Source organism: Pandoraea pnomenusa, assembly GCF_040391475.1.
In the GTDB taxonomy this organism is placed as follows: domain Bacteria; phylum Pseudomonadota; class Gammaproteobacteria; order Burkholderiales; family Burkholderiaceae; genus Pandoraea; species Pandoraea pnomenusa_C.
On the sequence record NZ_JBEBXS010000009.1, the window covers coordinates 33954 to 50068 of the forward strand.

Here is a 16115-nt window from a genome sequence, read left to right on the forward strand (position 1 = left end):
TTATGGGGTGCTGAATGCAGCAGGTAGATCGAAGTGTCCTTAATGACGGTCGTGCGATATTGCTCGTTGCTTTCGGCGCGGTGCTTGGCGTGGTCGTTGCGTACATATGGCCTTGGAAGACCAGTTTGTCGTCTGGTGGCAAAGACTGGGTGGATGTCGCAACGGCTATCGGGACTGTTGGCGCCGTCGCAGTAGCGGGGGCAATTGCGTTGAGAGACGCACGCTGGCGTCGCGAGACCAAGGAGTCCGAGGCAGTGATCGCATGGGGATTGGTGAACGACGAATTGCGGGTGAAGGCCGACGAGTTGCAGGAAGTGGTATCCGTATTCGCACGCGAACCGGACCGCATGAGACGTTCCGGAGAAGGCTATACGGTCGCGAAGCGGGTATCTGAACAACTTGAGCTGACTATTCCTCATGACATGTTGATCAAGCTTGCCAGTCTCCCGGGCGGCAGGGGTGGATACATTGCTGAAGCAGTGGGCCTTTTTCCTACCATCAGGCGACTGCTTGAGACCTACATAAGCACAGGCAGCCCGGACGCCGTTTACACTAGTAGAGCAATGGCCGTGACGAAAATTGAGCAAGCGCTTCGAAATATCGAAATCGCGTTCCGGGATGCGAGTGACAAACGAATGAAGTAGCATCACGCCCCCTTAGCGCCGTCGACGCGTGCTGCCTGCCAGTGCTTGCACGCGGGCGAGCGCAGCACAATGTCTGAGCCTGGGCCACTGGTCCAATGCGCTCGTAGCAGCTCGCACTTCCAGTACGTTCGGCCACCGCACCGGCCGTTACCGATTGAGTGCTCGCAGGACTTGCACGTTTCGCCCTGTGGCCCAGAGCCCGGCGTCGCGGCGTAACCCTTTGGCGCTGGCGTCTTCCGAAACTCGGACACGACGCGCTCGCCGAAAAGATCGATTGATTCGATGCGGATCACGATTTCCGCTCCTCCGCTGCCTGCGAGGCTACCGGGCACGAGTAGCAGACGTGCCAGCCCATGCCGAGGCAGCCAGCAACGTCTATTGCCGGTTCGCCGCACGGTGCCGTCATGTTCGGGATGATCTTCACGCTGGTTACTTGGCCCATGCTTGCACCTCGCGGATGAACTTGCGCAATTGGCCGCGACGTTGCCGAGCGTTGCCGGTGAGAAAGACGCCATTCCCCATGTCAACGAGGGTTTCGACGTATTCACGGGTGTTGCAGCAGGGACAGGCATCGTCGCCGCCGACATACAGGCCGCCGCCCGGCTCATCGCAGCTATCCAAGTCCCACAGGTAGCCGTCAATGCAGGTGGCGTCGGGGTAGTGCGCACCGAAGTGCGGCCCTTCGTATCCGCAGCTCATAGCGCCTCCCCCTTCGCCTTGGCGGCAATGGCGGCGATACGCTCGTCCTCCGGTGGCAAATGCTGGAAGTCGATGGTCGGCCGACGTAGCGGGTCGATCATGCTGCACGGCCACATCTTGTCGGTATCTCGCTTGCAGATGCGCTCGGCCTCGTCGCGCGTGTACTTGCCGGCCTCGTCCATTCGCGTCACGTAGCCCCGGAAGTCCTTACCCCACCACATCGGGCAGTTGCCAACGAACGAACGCGTGTCCTGCACGTAGTAGAGGTCGTCCGCCTCCCCGCCATCCGCCGACAGCGCGGCGCTCCATGCTTCCCAAGCGACACGCCCGATGTTCACCTTCAGGTGAAGCCGACTCCAACCTTCCGACAGGAACCACGCCTCGAAGCGCTCCCTCTCATCCCCGCCCACCTTCGCTTCCAGCAATTTCGTGAGCCGTTCAATCTCGGCGTTGCCCGCGAGGTGGTTCGCCTTCCAATACTTGGCGGTACGGCGAGCCTCATCACGCGCGGCACACAGCCGACGCAACTCGGCGCTATCGCGGGCGTGCTGCTCGATCAGGCCGTCCCCGCTCACCTTCGCGGGAGGCGAGAGGGCGGCGTGCTCCAGCACAGCGCGGCAGATCGCCTCTTTGTCAGCCTCGCCGATGGCGTCAGCGTCGAACCCCTCATCGCGCAACACCGATTCGAGGGCGTCGACCATATCCCCGCCCACCTGCGGCGCATCTGCGGCGCGCTTTGGTTCGGGCTCGGCGCGACGCGCGAACAGCGCAAACGGCCCGTCTTCGTGGTCATGGATGGACAGGATCGTCCAGCCGTCGCCGACGGGCACAGCGGGCGTCCAGAACGCGCAACCGGCGTCGGGGTTGCCGCTGTAGCGTTCGATGTCTCCAGCGTCACTGTCCTGCATGCTGACCCACGTTGCTTCGATTCCAAACGGCGCGAGAAAGTCAGCCGTGTCGATGTTCTCATCGAGCACCGGCAGAGCTGGGTGGCAGTACCACCCTTCGGCGTCGCGTGCCACCGCGCGCCCATCGAGCAGGGCAGTGCGTAGGCCCTCAAGGCTCGCGCTCTCGCTGCCATTCACGGGCGCGGCGTAGACGATGCGTCGGCGCGATTCATGCGTCCGTGCGAACTCCGCTTGGGTGACGTCATCCCATCCGCCCATGATGCGTTGCGTCTGATACACGGGCTCTTGCCCTGCGCTCTGTGCGGCTGGCGTGGGGGCAGCTCCAAGCATCAAATTCCAATCGATGCGCAGATTTTCGACTGTGTCGGGGTCGTCCTCGATTTCTTGGATTTCGTTGTACATCATGGCAGCGGCAAACATATCGTTCGTCGGCACCTTCGGCACCAATTGCCACTGGCTCGCATCAAACGCCACGGTCTTGAGGTCAGACATGCTGGTTCTCCTCGGACGGCTTGGTCGACTTGCCGCAGAACGGGCAGTAGCTGGCGATCATGTTGATTTCCTTGCCGCGCTGGTAGCCCTTGGCATTGCCCGTGAGCTTGAAGCGGGTGTTGATGCAGACGGCGAGCTCGTTGTCTCGCACGAGAAACCCGGTGCCCATGCATGTGGCCTTGATGTCGGCTCCAAGCTCTGCGGAGAACTTCTCCGCGATGCGCTTCTCGGTGACGCTGATGCAATCGCAGTTCATGCTTTCACCTCATTCGGATCTACGCGAGGCACGCGTGCGTTCTCGGGCCAGTAGTCGGTCCATTCGATTAAATCCTGGCTGCCGCTTGGTAACCGCGCCCAGAACTCCGCCATTTGCTCGTCTTCATCGTCATAGGCTTCCGAGCTCCACTGTTCTCCGTCCCACCAGCGCCATACGTCGAGAGACTGATACAAACTCGCATTCCACCAGCCCACGTGCGGCGGAGGTCCCTTATGCCAAGTTCGCGGTTTCAGCGTCTCCACCACCGACTTCGGCGCAGGCTCGGTATTCAGCCCTTCGGGGCGTGGGGCCATGTAGGTCATGATTTACTCCGATATGCTTTCGTGAGGGCGGCGCTTACCGAGTGGCCGCGCTTGCGGGCGATGTTGGCGATTTCCGCCCGGTGTTTATGGCTCGCTGGTGACTGCCGCAGCAGCCCGAAGTAGCTGTTCGTGGCCTGAAAGACGTCGGCGGCGGGGATATCCATCAGTCGGGCCGCCGCCTGGCGCCGCGTACGAGGCCGGATGGTCCGATTCCACGGCTTTAGGAAGTGGCCAACAAAGTCGATGCCGCGGTCGACCGGCTGCAGAATCGTCTTCGTCGGGTTCAGGCGGGCGTGGAGCCGCTCGGGCAGAAACTCGTTGATCCGGTCGTGAGCCTCGTTGAGCCACTGCGGCGATTCGTGCAGCAGCACGAAATCGTCGACGTAGCGCACATACCGCGGCGCGCGGATCTGGTGCTTCACAAACTGGTCGAGCGCGTCGAGATAGACGTTCGCGAAGAACTGGCTCGACAGGTTACCGATCGGCAACCCGAGGTGCGCCGGTTGTTCGGTCAGGCGCTTGTGCCTTGGCACTTTGGCGAGCAATTCGGGCTCGCATCGCATGTCGACGTTCTCGCGCGGGTCGTGCCAAAGCACCAGCTTCGTGAGAACCCGCCACCACTTCGACGGGATCCGCGCCATCAACTGCTTGTGCAGCACGCGCTTGTCGATGCTCACGAAAAAGTTGGCGAGGTCGCATTTCAGATAGAAAGCGGGTTTCGACCAGTTCTGCGTGCAACTTCGGACTTGGCTTTCCAAGCGCTTCGCCGCATACAAGGTGCCCCGGCCCGGAATGCAGGCACAGGAATCCGCAACAAACGAGGCGTAAAAGGGCGGCGAAATGCGGTTGTAGAGCAGGTGATGGACGATTCGATCCCGGAAAGCAGCCGCCCATACTTCGCGCGGTTTGGGCCTCGTAATCACGAAACAAATTGACCGTCCGGGCCGATACGAGCCGTCCATCAGTTCGTCGTACAGATCCCTTAGATTCCTCTCTAGATCGAGCTCGAAGGCGAGGGCGTTGCTCGAATTGCGCTTTGTTCGCCGGCAGTCGAAATATGCATCGACGAGCTCGGCAAACGTGAAGCGATCGTTTTCTACCGCATCCCAATCTGCGGACGGCCACCGCGCGCAACCGGTTGTTCTGGTTGTTGTAGTTCTGGTTACCATTGTTGAAGTTCTGATACCAGGCGAAGCCGTAGAAGTCGCGCTATCCACGTCGCCCGGCCGAAGGCGAACCGATCAGCCGGGAAACTGCGCCGGACCAGCCACGGCAGCCGCCGTCGGTATCCGTTGTGCGCCTGTCGGTGCCCTTGTGGGGCAGCGGCGCGACCAGATTGAAAGAGCACTCAGTCGTCGAAGCCTTAGCCTTGACGATGCAGGCGCTTTGCGGAGTTGCTTTTCCAGCCGTTGGCCTGTTTCCCGATACTGGTGGTGTGCTCGATCGCCGCGGCGTATCCCTTGCGGCTGATGTACCTCTTGTCCATGCAAAGCCGAAGGAGCAATTCGGCGACTTGGACGCGCTCGAGCAACTCGGTCAAATGGGGCGCTTTGTCGTCGGCCACATTGGCGCGGAATACCAGGATCGTGATATCGACGCATTCCTTTGCGATCTGGGCGCCGAAAAGCCGTTTTGGATCACGCGGCATGTTCCTGACCAGATCGTCCGCGATATCAAGCAGCGCGTACGCGGCTCGATAAATAGGAAGCTGTGTATGCTGGGCCACGGCTCAAATGGTTAAATGACTGAAGGAATAAATCTGCGGACGGCCACCGCGCGCAACCGGGTGTCCTGGTAGTAGTAGAGCTGGCGACCATTGATGAAGTCCTGACACCAGGCGAAGCCGCCATCACGCTCCTCACTGGACCAGTAATATTCGGCAGCGAACTCGCCCTTGAGGTTGGCGAAGAGCAGCGCCTGTTCCTGACGCGTCGGCAGTTCGCCGCCCCTGCTGGCCGCCCATTCGCGCGCGCCCGAGAAATCGACGTCCTCAACCTCGCCAGCGAGCTTGATCAGGTAGTGGCTCAGCGTCCCGTCTTCGCTCAGCACAGCCCCGGCAAAGCGCTCACCGGCCGCAAGCGGGATCATCGTTTCGTGGATGCGAATCTCGGTTCCCTTTGCCTGTTCCTTGAATCGCTCGATCAGTTGGCCGAGCTCGGTATGTTTGGCCTCGATGGCCTCAAGCGTGATCGTCATTGCGTGCTCCGTTCAAATGGTTGAATGACTCAATTTTTGAATCTGCGGACGGCCACCGCGCGCAACCGGCGGTGCTGGCTGGTGAAGTCCTGGTAACCATCGTAGAAGTACTGAAACCAGGCGAAGCCGTCGCCGGCATCCTCGTTGCTCCAGTAACCAGCCTCCTCGAAGCGGTCCTTGTGCTTCGCGAAGGCGATGGCCTGCTCGGTGCGCGTCATCAGGTCGGCGCCGAGGGACTTCGCCCACTCCATCTGTTCCTGCCATTCGCCGCGCTCGTTGTTGATTGCGACGATCGCGGTATGCTCGACGTCGCCGTTCGCATCGACGATGCCGCAGAGATAGATTTCGCCATCGTTGAGCGGCGGGATTGCAACCTGAGTCATGGATCTCTCCTGAGTGGAATTCGGCGATTGAATGGCTGCCGATAGCCGGAAGAAAAGACGGGCCCTGTGAGAGCGGCCCAAACTACGGGGGATCTATGATTGCGATTGCTCGCGATCCGGTTTCTCGATGTACTCGCGCCAAGGAACCCAGCGACGGGGCGTATGAAAGCCCCAGTTTCGCCGCCACGGCCCCATGATGAAGAGCGACCACGCTTCGCCGCCCACGGGAATCTCCAGGCGGTGCCGGTCGATGGCTCGGCGGAACACGATCGAGCCAGGGCCGCGCCAGACTCGGCGATAGCCGCGAAGTAGGGCGGTTTCGGGCTGAGAGTCGAGCCGCGCGGGCTGCTCCTGCTCCGTGGGCATGATTTCCCAGTAGCCGCCACGCAGCACGATAGAAATGTTCCACCAAGGGTGATCGTGGAGATCTCGGCCGGCGTCGCTCCGCACGGTCCGATGGACACGGGCACCCCAGTTGGTGTCGCGTCGGCCGTCTTCGGTGGCGCTGGCGTCGTGGCCCCGCGGCTTCTTGACCCACCAGCGCTGCATATAGCCCTTGAGGTCGAAGTAGGGCGTGCGCTGGGCACGGGAAATGATGGCGTCAACAATGAACGCCGGCACAGGAATTCGCACGATCAAGCCTCCTTCGGTGCTGCGCCCTTGGCGCTGATGTCGGTGTGTGCCGCGAGCAATTCGCGGAGGGCTATCGCACTGACCGACACTTGAAAGTCAGTTTCAGTCGTTGCGATTGCGGTGAGCTGCGCTTCGGGAAATGCCGAAACGAACGCGCCGACACGCTCGACGTACGCGCTGACAGCCTTGCGGGGATAGGACTTGCCATGGATTGAGCCGGCGGTGACCCTCTTCTTGCCACTCGCGGCCGCCTTTACGATTTCACCCGAGAGGAACGCGCCGGCTTGCTCGCCGTGTAGCTTTACGGCATCAGCTGCGACCGACGCCGCCACCATTCCCGAGAACACCAATCGGTGCACGTCAGAGTTCGCGCCGGCCAGCACGAGCATTTTTCCGACCCACTGAGGGGAGACGCTATCGGCTTCAGCGATGCGCGAATTGTCCCAAGAGAAGCGGGCAAGGCGTTGGTAGCCGAATGCCTTTTCGAGCGGATGCAACTGGCGATTCTTGTTGCTCGACAAGATCCGGACGGTTCGATCCGCATCGTTGCCATCGAAAGCTTCGATTCGCACCATCAACTCGCCAACCTTGTCGCGAAGCGGGGCGCCCGCAGCGTCAGCGCGGCCGATAGCGGCGTGCCGTCGATGCCCGTCGACAAGCCAGACGCCTCCCTCTGCGCGGGGCCGCACTTCGAGCGCCGGGTATTGGCCGCCCGCCATGATGTGGCGGAAGAGGCTTTCGTCATCCTCTTTCGCGGCTTCGAGCGCGTCACCTTCCAGAAGGTCGAGCGAGGCACGCAGGTTAAATCCGGGCTCGACGTGGATATCCTCGTAGCGGATCTTCATCGCGTCCGCTCGGCGGATTTCCTTGTCGAGGATCTTCTGTTTGAAGGACGGAGCAGCGGTCATTTCATTCCTCGTTCGCGGTCGACGGCGGTACGGATATGTTCTCGGAATCCCTTGGAAGGGTGTCCGCCGTATGGGTAGTGGGCTTCAATGTGTCGCCAGCGCGTAGCGTCTTCCTCGACGTCGTCGCGGCGTTGGGTGTCGGTCTTGATGTAGAAGGCGAGTGCAGCGATCACGACATGGGGCTGCGCGGCGAGCACTTCGAGAATCTCGTGCTTCGTCTCAACTTCTTCGTGATGCCGTGCAGAACCGGGGAGGGCGGGCCGAGTAGAGCGCGAGTTCAGCTTGTTGATGAGCGGGCGAAGTCTTTCCCAAAGTCGTTTTGCTGCTACCCGATTGGGGGTGTTGCTCATACGTTGTGCGCCCACCTCACATAGAGGCAGGAGACGAACGTCACGCCCCAAATCGTCCAGGCTGCTACCTTGTGCCTGCGAATCCACTGGTCGGCGCCGTTGACGGTCGAGATGAGGAAGCGATCAAGCATGGGCGCACCAGCGGGTAGCGTCGCTGTACCCGAGTCGGTACGCGAGGTCATCGGACTGCCTGAAGCGACCGCACTTGGCATCGTTCCAGCCCGCCTGGTATTGGCGAATCTGTGCTGCGAACATGTGTTCCTCCTCAGTCAAGGCGGATGGTTGCGGCTTTGGTCAAAAAGCCGGAGCAGACGGCGCCGGACACCGGCACGCCGGTCGGACCCTTAGCAGTGAAGGCGGTGGAGAAATCGTCGTTATCGCCACAGCCATAGAAGCTGTAGCCGTCGATGTGAACGTCGGTATAACCGGCACCTTTGAGTGCCCGCCGCGCCGTATCGGAATCAGTGCAGGCAGACAGAAGGGCGAGCAAAGCCGCGAGCGCGACGAGCCTCATGGGGAAACCTCGATAGGGAAGGAGAGGAAGCCCCGGCAGAACACCGGGGCTACGGCTTTAACCATGTCCGTCATGGGCCTGTGAGCGTTCAGGCTCGCTCTACTGCGTTGGGAGCCGAATCTCTGATATCCTCAATATCGCTTGGGCCATCCAGCCTATGCTTGCGGGAGGGACACCCGCTCAAGGTTTCGCTGAGAACGGACGCGTTGGGCCCGGTGGATGCCGGATAACTCAGGGCTATCTTGAATCAGGGATGCCGAACGACGCTCGCAAGCGGTGCTTGCGGTAATGTCGTGCTCCCAAGTCCTAGGTAGGGAGCTAGCGCCCGGCAAGGCGCGATACAAATCGCCAACCTTTAACAGTTGGCGGGCCCGCCAGCACAGACAGGGCGAATGCCATGTTTAAGCTGACGATAGAGCTGAAGATATCCATGAAACAACTCCAGACCTTGGTCTTGTGGTTGGCCATGATGTTCGGAAGCTAAGGGAACCCCGGGGCGCAAGCCCCGGGACTTCTCTATCTCATTGACCCATTCCGTCATTCACCCTCAAGAGAGCAGACCCGAGATCCTGATCAGATCGGGGAAGTGGGATACGGGCTTTATGACGACGCCGCGCCGCCGTCGGATCTGCTCACTTGAAGGTGCCCGCAAAAGCTGGCAAATAGTCACCAAGATTCCCGCGCAACGTAAAATTGGGAGGTTCTATCCGACCATTTCTACGTTGAGGAAATCTCTATGCCAGACGACGGCACCGCTCTGCCATGTGAACTTCTGTATGTTTCGCCGATGCTTCTTGGACCCGGAACAATTATTCCCCCGGGAAACTTCGGTAAGAACATCCTCAGCCACACGCCGTCTCAAGGCGCAAACGGTTGGGCTGTAGTTCGTGAATTGATTTTTGAGCAAGTGCGGTCCCGAGTGGCTCCGCATTTGCCAAGCCGTCTGAACTGCTGCTTTCTTTTCACGAGTGTCGCGGCTGCCCTTGAAGGCGGAAGAGAACTGAGCGAGCACGTCCACTCACCAGTCATCTACTGTGCAGAGATTGTCGACGCTAGTCAGCCTCAATGTCTGGGCGACTACGACACGATCAAAATGATTGACGCGAATCAGTATGTCGATAGTTCGCACCGGATAGCTATCGGGTATTGGTCTGCCGCCGTCACGGGAAAATTGCGGGAAGGGTGCCTTCCTGAGTTGTTGACGGCATCGCCAATTCGTATCGTCAGAGAGTACAACCCTCGTGTACCTAACCTACTTATTTTCCCCACCACCGCGTAAGCATCGAATTTCTTTTCGAGGTGCCGCACTCTGGCGGCCGTCACGCCTACGTCATAGGGGGCGTTCCCTCGCCGGGGAGGTATTCGGTCAGTCTTCTTCGTAGTCTTTCGGATCGCGGCCAGTCAGTTCGCATGCGAAGCCTCGCCAGAACGCTTTCTGAGCGTCGGTCTGGTCGCGCCACATTGGCGCCACGTTGCTTTCGATGACTTCGCCGCCCAACAGAGCGAACATGCCGCAGTTGCTGCCGATGTCTTCGTCGGCGTATTTCACGTCGATGCGGTCGGCCGGGAATTTCTTCGAGAGCCCGAGAAACACAGGCATCGGACATGACCACGCGGTCTCAAACGATGCTGTGCCGGCAACAACGTCAGCCGAAGAATCGCAGGCGTTCCATTTCGTGCCCCAGCGCTCTCGAGCGAAGTCCATTTGATGGAAGAATCGGCACTTACGGTGATTGCGTAGCATTTGAAGGAACTGCTCAAACGCCTCATCACCGAGATCCTCCAGGCGAGTCCGCGCCCGATTCGCAGCCTCTAAGCGAGCGATCATCGGGTTGTCGGACAGCGGCCTTCCAACGACGATTTCAGATAGCTGCTCGGCAGCGATGTTGACGTGATCCCAAGGGAATTCACCGGGGAACGGCTCAATGTTCGAAAAATCGACGCCGCTATCGACGTTCAGCATCGACTCAATGACGTGGCTCGGTGCGGTGACCTTGTTCGTTACCCAGTTCGGCACGGTTTCTCTCCTCATGTATATGGCGCGGCTCTCGGAAGAAAGCCGCCTCAGATACAGCAAATGGACGCAGCGTCCCGGACTACACCCGACGAAGTCGGCTCCCGGCGGCGCTGCATCTCTTCAATTCAAGCGGCGTTCTATAGCTGCACGAAGCAGCCAGGCGGCGCTTGGATAGCCTCTGGTCTTTGATCAGGGGTTGAGGGTTCCGCCCTGCGCCTAGCCGCGCCCGCACATGCTGCGAACGCCATCGGCGTGTTCTATCGGTAACTGAGTTTTTAAGGAGCGCCCAACCTGCGGGCGGGCAGCGATGTGTGCTGCGTTGATGTCAATAATCACATACGTGATTTATTTGTGTCAACACATTTGTGATTTTTGTGCGCGTCGGCGCACTTCTCCCTCGGAAATGCTAGTGAACGGTGCAAGTCGTCGAGCCGTACTTATCGGCCGATCAGTGTTCGATGGCCCGATAAGAGAAATGGCGAAATTAGGTTGAAATTTTCACGGGGGCGAGGATAAACTACTGTTTAAATATACAGTAGTCTTAACGAAAACTCTAAGAGGGCCTAGCTGTGACGAATAGTGGGTCGCCCCAACTGCGCTGCAAGCCAGGGGACTTGGCGCGGATTAACAAGGCGTGGAACGAGCTATTGGAGGGGAGGCTCGTGTTCATCCGCCGCGCCTACTCGGCGACGGAATGGCTCGTCTATCTCTTGGACGGCCCGGCGTTCTCAATGAGCGAGGACAGGTGCCACATGGTAGTCGCGCGCGCAATGATCGCCGACGACTGGGCGCTTGAACCTGTCGGAGGAACTCGTGAGGCAGTTTCGGACGACGTTACGGGTTCAGACGACCGATCGGTTCATCGTCCCCGGGGAGCATCCGAAGCATCAGATTGAAAGTATGTGCAGGTTCGCCAGCTTGGTCGGCACGAAGAATCGCTTCGATAAGCTGGCGCGCCGCGTCGCTTGCACCATGTAATGCAGCTTCCAAGTTACCTGCGCTTTTCCCGCTCGGCGTCTCCGGCCCCTTGCCTTCAGCAAGCCATAAGGCATTCACCCCAAGGACTTCTGCGATTTGCGGCAAACGCCTCGCAGTGTTCCGCGTCCCCGACTCGAGGTTCCCGATAGTCGATTGAGTGACGCCCGCCTTTGTCCCAAGTTGTTCTTGGGAGAGGCCGGCTTTCGTTCGTGCCCATCGGAGGCGTTCGGCTAGAGAGTACATATCACAATCGTAATGGAGTCGCCCATTTCATTTGTGTTGACTTGCATAAACACAAATGTGATACTTGGGCGCATGGACATTCAAAAAGCAGTCTCGGACCTATTGGGAACAGGGCTCACGCAAGCACAACTTGCGGGACAGATTCCCTGTTCGCAGTCGCTTGTTTCGGCGTTGCTATCCGGAAAGCGCGGTGAGCGGGTGTCTTATGTGATCGCAAGCAGGATTGCGGAGCTCTACGCTCAAAAAGTGCAGCCAGAGCTTCTGGGCGACAAATCCCGCCACCGATCGAGCGCCGACGCTGCAAGAGACAGCGAGGGCGCAAAGATTGAAGAGTGTGCGGGCGGCGCTTCTGGAGACGATGAATGAGTGAGAGCACCGCCCCCCATGGAGATTGGGCTGAGATCGTTAAGCAGAGGCTCGAGGAGTTACGCGCCATGCGAAGACTCGTTCGGCCGCGGCATCGAATCCGCGAAGGTACGCGTCTGAAGGCTGTGATGAGAAAAGTGCTTTGGCACTGGAAGCGTTGAGTCTGCTCTCGATCTGACTCATCACCTCGTCGTGATTGGGCAGCGATTGCACGACAGCCTTCAATGTAATAGCGAGCACGTCGGACCGAGCGCGCAAGAAGTCTGCTTCGACCTCGGCTTTCGCGATTGCTGCTGCGAATTCTTGTTCGTTCATGAGCACTCCTAGATTGGGGGAGCTGGTTGTGTGGAAACACCATTCTCGCATGACGGTGAGTGCTCATCTTTATCTCGCAGGGCGTGTTGAACATGCCTTGCATCGTAGGAAATCCGGCGTGCAACAGCACGCAACTTAGGTTGAGGGAGGTTGAACATGGCTGAACGGCCGAATATCGAGAAGGCCTTGCGTCTTCTCCTTGCAAGTGATGAGCGCAAAGCTGCGATGGAGGTTCTGAACTGGGACGCATCGCAGGTTTCGCGTTTTCTCTCTGGGCAGAATGGGATTCCCATCGACAAGATCGATCAGGTAATCGGCATCACTGGCTTTGTCATGGTGACACCGCGCTATTTGGAGGGACTGGCGTCGATGGCGGAGACCGGTGTTGGGTGCCGCTGTGCGCGAGAGGGCGGCGGTGAATGTGGGTTTGAACGCCGCGTGAAGGTTCCGTCTCGTTCGGTGTGAGGTGGTCATGAGAGAAGTCATGCGAAACCTCCGCATCCCCGCACCTTACGTTGCGGACGTATCTGAAACGCTTTCCGGAGCGCTTGGCAAGAGTTCGGAGCAACTCGCGCCGATGCCCGCAAGGACTCCGCTGGCAAACATGTGCATCTGCTGCGGTGCTAGGCGCTTATCCAACGGCGAGATGCCGTGCGAACACTGAGGAACCTCCAGTGAACGATCTCATCCGCCGCGACGCAGAGTTGACGATGTCGAGCCGCGAAATCGCGGATCTGGTTGAGTCTCGACATGACACGGTAAAGCTCTCGATCGAGCGGCTCGCGGAAAAGGGCTTAATCGCTTTTACGTCAGTGGCGGAAAAGTCCACTGGTGGCCGCCCGAGTACCGAATATCGAGTGAATGAGCGCGACAGCTATGTGGTTGTCGCTCAACTCTGTCCGGCGTTCACCGCGCGTCTCGTCGACCGTTGGCAGGAGCTCGAGGCCCAGATGTCTGCTCCGCAGGTACCACGTTCGTTCGCCGAAGCGCTTCGCCTGGCCGCCAATCAGGCTGAGCTGCTCGAGCAGCAGCGGCCGGCTGTCGAATTTGCCCACGCCGTGCGCAACACCGCTGACGCCATTGCCGTCGGCGATCTGGCCCGGGTGCTGGGGTACGGCCAGAACGTATTTTTCCGCATGCTTCGCGCCGACCATCTGCTGATGGAAGGTAACCGCCCGTACCAGACCTATATCGACCGCGGCTATTTCCGTGTGATCGAGGGCGTTTGGCGAGATTCGGACGGGGCGGCACATCTCACGTTCAAGACCCTAGTAACGGGCAAGGGGCAGGTCTTCCTGCAGCGCAAATACGGCAAGGAGGCCGCAGTCGCATGACGGCAGCTCAACCGGAGTACCAGGAAGCCGAGTTAGGCGCCCAGGTAATCCAGTTCCCGGAAATCCGCGCCCCTCAACTTGAGGATGGCTATATGCGTATTGCCAACGAGTTGCGGCGCGCGATTACGTGGGCCCGTCTGACGGCCTACCAGCGTTGCGTTCTGGACGTGGTAATGGGGCAGACCTACGGTTTCAACAAGCTTGCGGACGACATTGCACGCACTCAATTCGAAGACGAGACCGGAATCGATGCTTCTGACGTTCGTCGCACGATCAGGCAACTGGTCGAGATGAACATCATCACCCGCACGGATGGCCGGTACGCCCATTCATACAGCGTGAACAAGCGCCACAGCACGTGGATCTTGCCGGACGCACGAAAGTTGGTAAACAAACCGGGGTTTGAGGGGGGGATTCACCCCGCTTCAGGGGGGGAATCACCCCGGAATGAGGGGGGGATATCCCCCGGAACAGGGGGGGAATCACCCCCTACAAAAGACATCCCCAAAACACATAACCAAAAGACAACCTCAAAAGACACTCTTTCGCGCTCGCTTCGCGAACGCTTTGAGATTTTTTGGGCTGGGTATCCGAAGAAGAAATCGAAGAAGGCTGCGGAGAAGGCCTTCGCCAAGCTGAACCCCGACGAGCAGCTCTACAACGACCTGATGGCAGGTCTGGGGCGGGCCAAGACCTCGGGGCAGTGGGCGAATCCGCAGTTCATCCCGCATCCGGCTTCCTGGCTGAACGCAGGTGGTTGGATGGACGAGATCCAGAACGCATACAGCGATGCCGAAGTGGCCGTGATCCGGGCCTACAACGAGGCGCTCGGGGAGCAAGTCGGCAAGGTTGATGAAGGGATCTTCGTCGAAGAGCGGGCAGGAGCGATCCGCGCGTTCGTGGCTTTCGGTGTGGTGAAGCGCAATGACCCAGACATGTGGAAGCGCTATTTCCCGTGGGTTGCAGCGAACGTTGATGTGCCCCCCAACGCGGGTTTCGACTGGCTGATCAGCTTCAAGGGGTTCAGCAACGTGACCGGTGGCCAGCATAACAAGGCAGACAAACGATGAGCGACAACGATCTGCGACACATCGTCGAAGCGACCGAATCCGAGCAGTCGGTGCTAGGTGCGCTTCTGATCGACAACCAGGCGATCGATAGCATTACCGACCTCAAGCCGTCGCACTTCTTCCGTGGCGACCACGCGCTGATTTTCAAAGTCATCGCTGAAATGCTCGCCGCCAACGAGCCCGCGGACATTGTCACGGTAAATGAACGGCTGCAATCGGTCGGCAAGGGCGAGTATGCGGGGGGGCTCAAGTATCTGAACGACTTGGCCGCCAATACGCCGAGCAGCGCCAACATTGCGCGCTATGCCGGCATCGTCATCGACCGGAGCACCCGCCGCGCGCTGAGTGCTACCGGATCGAGGCTGCAGGCAATGGCGCTGAATCCGAATGGTGCCGCCGCTGTCGAGCTCGTTGACCGTGCGCAAGCGGAAATCGAGCGCCTCGCTGAAGGTCGCGCCGCATCCGCACCGGTGTTGGCTTCGGAGGGCTTGTCCCACTTCCTCGTGGGAATGGAGCGTCGCCTTGATGGCGAGATAGCTCCGGCTCGAACCGGTTACGACGCGCTCGACGACAAGATCTCGGGCGGCCTCAAGGACGGCGACCTGATTATCGTTGCGGCACGCCCGTCCATGGGTAAGACGGCATTCTCGCTGAACGTGGCGTCAAACGTCGCGGAGAGCAAGCCCACGTTGTTCCTGTCTATGGAGATGCCTTCCGAGCAGCTGCATGCCCGAATGATGGCGCGGCACGCCGGTGTCAATTACGGCCACTTGATCGAGCCGAAACGCTTGACCGACCTCGAGTGGGGGCAGCTTCCTGCTGGTATTTCTCGAATCGAGAACCTGTCGCTGTATTTCGACGACCAGCCGGCGCTTTCGCTCCTCGACATCCGCAGCAAGGCGCGCGGAATCAAACGCCGCCACGGGTTGGGGCTGATCGTGGTCGATTACCTCGGACTGATGTCGGGTGGGCAAGGGGACAACCGCACACAGGAAATCGGCAGCTACTCGCGAGGCCTGAAGGCCCTTGCGAAGGAATTGAGTGTGCCGATCATCGCGCTTGCACAGCTCAATCGCGGCCTTGAGACGCGTCCCAACAAGCGGCCGGTGATGTCGGACTTGCGCGACTCGGGTGAGATCGAGCAGGACGCAGACACGATCCTATTCCTGTATCGAGACGAGGTTTATTACCCCGATTCGCCCGATCGCGGCATCTGCGAAATAATCATCGGAAAGCAGCGTAATGGCCCGCTGGGGCACGTCGCGCTTGGCTTTCAAGGTGAATTTCAGCGTTTCACCTCGTTAGATGCCGGCGTGTCGTTCGGTCGACGGGAGGAGGGTGATCAACCGAAGAGCAGGGCGACGTTTTGACGCAGACCGAGTGCAGGCGGCGCTTCGAGGAAGCGGCGAGGGCGGCGCTGTCAGGTCACGGCAATGTGGCACGAGCGTTCGTCGCGGCCGTCCGGCGGCGCTGCGGTGACGAGGTT

General features: G+C 59.7%; 23 protein-coding genes. 8 read left to right on the top strand and 15 right to left on the bottom strand.

The annotated features are described in order from the left end of the window. Positions 1–14: 14 nt before the first annotated feature. On the top strand, positions 15–644 hold the full coding sequence (locus ABWO90_RS11545; RefSeq protein WP_353191370.1) for a hypothetical protein: 630 nt from the start codon (positions 15–17) through the stop codon (positions 642–644). Between the two features lie 289 nt (positions 645–933). On the opposite strand, the gene ABWO90_RS11550 is transcribed toward ABWO90_RS11545, so the two are convergent. From ABWO90_RS11550 to ABWO90_RS11575, 6 genes are read right to left on the bottom strand one after another with little or no spacing between them, the layout of a single operon-like run. After that, entirely contained in the window at positions 934–1086 is a 153-nt protein-coding gene (locus ABWO90_RS11550; protein WP_353191371.1) for a hypothetical protein, read from the bottom strand. Further along, positions 1074–1343 (bottom strand): hypothetical protein, encoded by a 270-nt coding sequence (locus tag ABWO90_RS11555; RefSeq protein WP_353191372.1) that lies wholly within the window; start codon positions 1341–1343, stop codon positions 1074–1076. Before ABWO90_RS11555 ends, ABWO90_RS11550 begins: the two co-directional genes overlap by 13 nt. Next, positions 1340–2743 carry a hypothetical protein gene (locus ABWO90_RS11560; protein WP_353191373.1) on the bottom strand — a complete coding sequence of 468 codons (1404 nt, stop codon included), beginning with the start codon at positions 2741–2743 and terminating at the stop codon, positions 1340–1342. Before ABWO90_RS11560 ends, ABWO90_RS11555 begins: the two co-directional genes overlap by 4 nt. Further along, positions 2736–2999, bottom strand: coding sequence for a hypothetical protein (locus tag ABWO90_RS11565; RefSeq protein ID WP_353191374.1), 264 nt, complete (start codon positions 2997–2999; stop codon positions 2736–2738). The genes ABWO90_RS11560 and ABWO90_RS11565 overlap by 8 nt, the downstream gene beginning before the upstream one ends. Then, positions 2996–3322 (bottom strand): hypothetical protein, encoded by a 327-nt coding sequence (locus ABWO90_RS11570; RefSeq protein ID WP_353191375.1) that lies wholly within the window; start codon positions 3320–3322, stop codon positions 2996–2998. The genes ABWO90_RS11565 and ABWO90_RS11570 overlap by 4 nt, the downstream gene beginning before the upstream one ends. Next, the gene (locus ABWO90_RS11575; protein ID WP_353191376.1) at positions 3319–4491 is read right to left on the bottom strand and encodes an RNA-directed DNA polymerase; all 1173 of its coding nucleotides are present in this window, start codon (positions 4489–4491) and stop codon (positions 3319–3321) included. Before ABWO90_RS11575 ends, ABWO90_RS11570 begins: the two co-directional genes overlap by 4 nt. 125 nt (positions 4492–4616) lie before the next feature. On the opposite strand from ABWO90_RS11575, the gene ABWO90_RS11580 reads away from it, so the two are divergent. Next, positions 4617–5063 carry a hypothetical protein gene (locus ABWO90_RS11580; RefSeq protein WP_353191377.1) on the top strand — a complete coding sequence of 149 codons (447 nt, stop codon included), beginning with the start codon at positions 4617–4619 and terminating at the stop codon, positions 5061–5063. Here the strand turns inward: ABWO90_RS11580 and ABWO90_RS11585 are convergent. From ABWO90_RS11585 to ABWO90_RS11610, 6 genes are all read right to left on the bottom strand, one after another. Continuing rightward, a complete protein-coding gene (locus tag ABWO90_RS11585) occupies positions 5060–5518 on the bottom strand; it encodes an Lcl C-terminal domain-containing protein (protein ID WP_353191378.1) in 459 nt (152 codons plus the stop codon). The genes ABWO90_RS11580 and ABWO90_RS11585 overlap by 4 nt on opposite strands. A 29-nt stretch (positions 5519–5547) precedes the next feature. Further along, entirely contained in the window at positions 5548–5901 is a 354-nt protein-coding gene (locus ABWO90_RS11590) for a DUF1566 domain-containing protein (protein WP_353191379.1), read from the bottom strand. 93 nt (positions 5902–5994) lie between these two features. After that, the gene (locus tag ABWO90_RS11595) at positions 5995–6534 is read right to left on the bottom strand and encodes a hypothetical protein (RefSeq protein WP_353191380.1); all 540 of its coding nucleotides are present in this window, start codon (positions 6532–6534) and stop codon (positions 5995–5997) included. A gap of 2 nt (positions 6535–6536) precedes the next feature. Next, a complete protein-coding gene (locus ABWO90_RS11600; protein ID WP_353191381.1) occupies positions 6537–7442 on the bottom strand; it encodes a ParB/RepB/Spo0J family partition protein in 906 nt (301 codons plus the stop codon). Beyond that, on the bottom strand, positions 7439–7792 hold the full coding sequence (locus tag ABWO90_RS11605; protein WP_353191382.1) for a hypothetical protein: 354 nt from the start codon (positions 7790–7792) through the stop codon (positions 7439–7441). Before ABWO90_RS11605 ends, ABWO90_RS11600 begins: the two co-directional genes overlap by 4 nt. A gap of 265 nt (positions 7793–8057) precedes the next feature. Next, positions 8058–8306 carry a hypothetical protein gene (locus ABWO90_RS11610; RefSeq protein ID WP_353191383.1) on the bottom strand — a complete coding sequence of 83 codons (249 nt, stop codon included), beginning with the start codon at positions 8304–8306 and terminating at the stop codon, positions 8058–8060. A 736-nt stretch (positions 8307–9042) separates the two neighbouring features. On the opposite strand from ABWO90_RS11610, the gene ABWO90_RS11615 reads away from it, so the two are divergent. After that, positions 9043–9585 carry a DUF2441 domain-containing protein gene (locus ABWO90_RS11615; RefSeq protein ID WP_353191384.1) on the top strand — a complete coding sequence of 181 codons (543 nt, stop codon included), beginning with the start codon at positions 9043–9045 and terminating at the stop codon, positions 9583–9585. 87 nt (positions 9586–9672) lie between these two features. Here the strand turns inward: ABWO90_RS11615 and ABWO90_RS11620 are convergent, their stop codons facing one another. Beyond that, positions 9673–10323, bottom strand: coding sequence for a DUF1281 family ferredoxin-like fold protein (locus ABWO90_RS11620; RefSeq protein WP_353191385.1), 651 nt, complete (start codon positions 10321–10323; stop codon positions 9673–9675). Positions 10324–11157: 834 nt separating this feature from the next. After that, positions 11158–11544, bottom strand: a complete 387-nt coding sequence (locus tag ABWO90_RS11625; protein WP_353191386.1) for a helix-turn-helix domain-containing protein — start codon at positions 11542–11544, stop codon at positions 11158–11160. 72 nt (positions 11545–11616) lie between these two features. On the opposite strand from ABWO90_RS11625, the gene ABWO90_RS11630 reads away from it, so the two are divergent. After that, positions 11617–11910, top strand: coding sequence for a helix-turn-helix domain-containing protein (locus ABWO90_RS11630; RefSeq protein ID WP_353191387.1), 294 nt, complete (start codon positions 11617–11619; stop codon positions 11908–11910). Positions 11911–11949: 39 nt separating this feature from the next. Here ABWO90_RS11630 and ABWO90_RS11635 read toward each other — a convergent pair whose 3' ends face one another. Next, positions 11950–12225, bottom strand: a complete 276-nt coding sequence (locus tag ABWO90_RS11635; protein ID WP_353191388.1) for a hypothetical protein — start codon at positions 12223–12225, stop codon at positions 11950–11952. A gap of 156 nt (positions 12226–12381) precedes the next feature. On the opposite strand from ABWO90_RS11635, the gene ABWO90_RS11640 reads away from it, so the two are divergent. From ABWO90_RS11640 to dnaB, 4 genes are all read left to right on the top strand, one after another. Continuing rightward, complete coding sequence (locus ABWO90_RS11640) at positions 12382–12690, top strand: DNA-binding protein (RefSeq protein ID WP_353191389.1); 309 nt, start codon at positions 12382–12384, stop codon at positions 12688–12690. Positions 12691–12899: 209 nt separating this feature from the next. Continuing rightward, entirely contained in the window at positions 12900–13559 is a 660-nt protein-coding gene (locus ABWO90_RS11645) for a phage antirepressor KilAC domain-containing protein (protein WP_353191390.1), read from the top strand. Then, positions 13556–14629: a replication protein gene (locus tag ABWO90_RS11650; protein ID WP_353191391.1), complete on the top strand. Its 1074-nt coding sequence runs from the start codon at positions 13556–13558 to the stop codon at positions 14627–14629. The genes ABWO90_RS11645 and ABWO90_RS11650 overlap by 4 nt, the downstream gene beginning before the upstream one ends. Further along, positions 14626–15999 (top strand): replicative DNA helicase, encoded by a 1374-nt coding sequence (gene dnaB / locus ABWO90_RS11655; RefSeq protein ID WP_353191392.1) that lies wholly within the window; start codon positions 14626–14628, stop codon positions 15997–15999. The genes ABWO90_RS11650 and dnaB overlap by 4 nt, the downstream gene beginning before the upstream one ends. Positions 16000–16115: the final 116 nt, after the last annotated feature.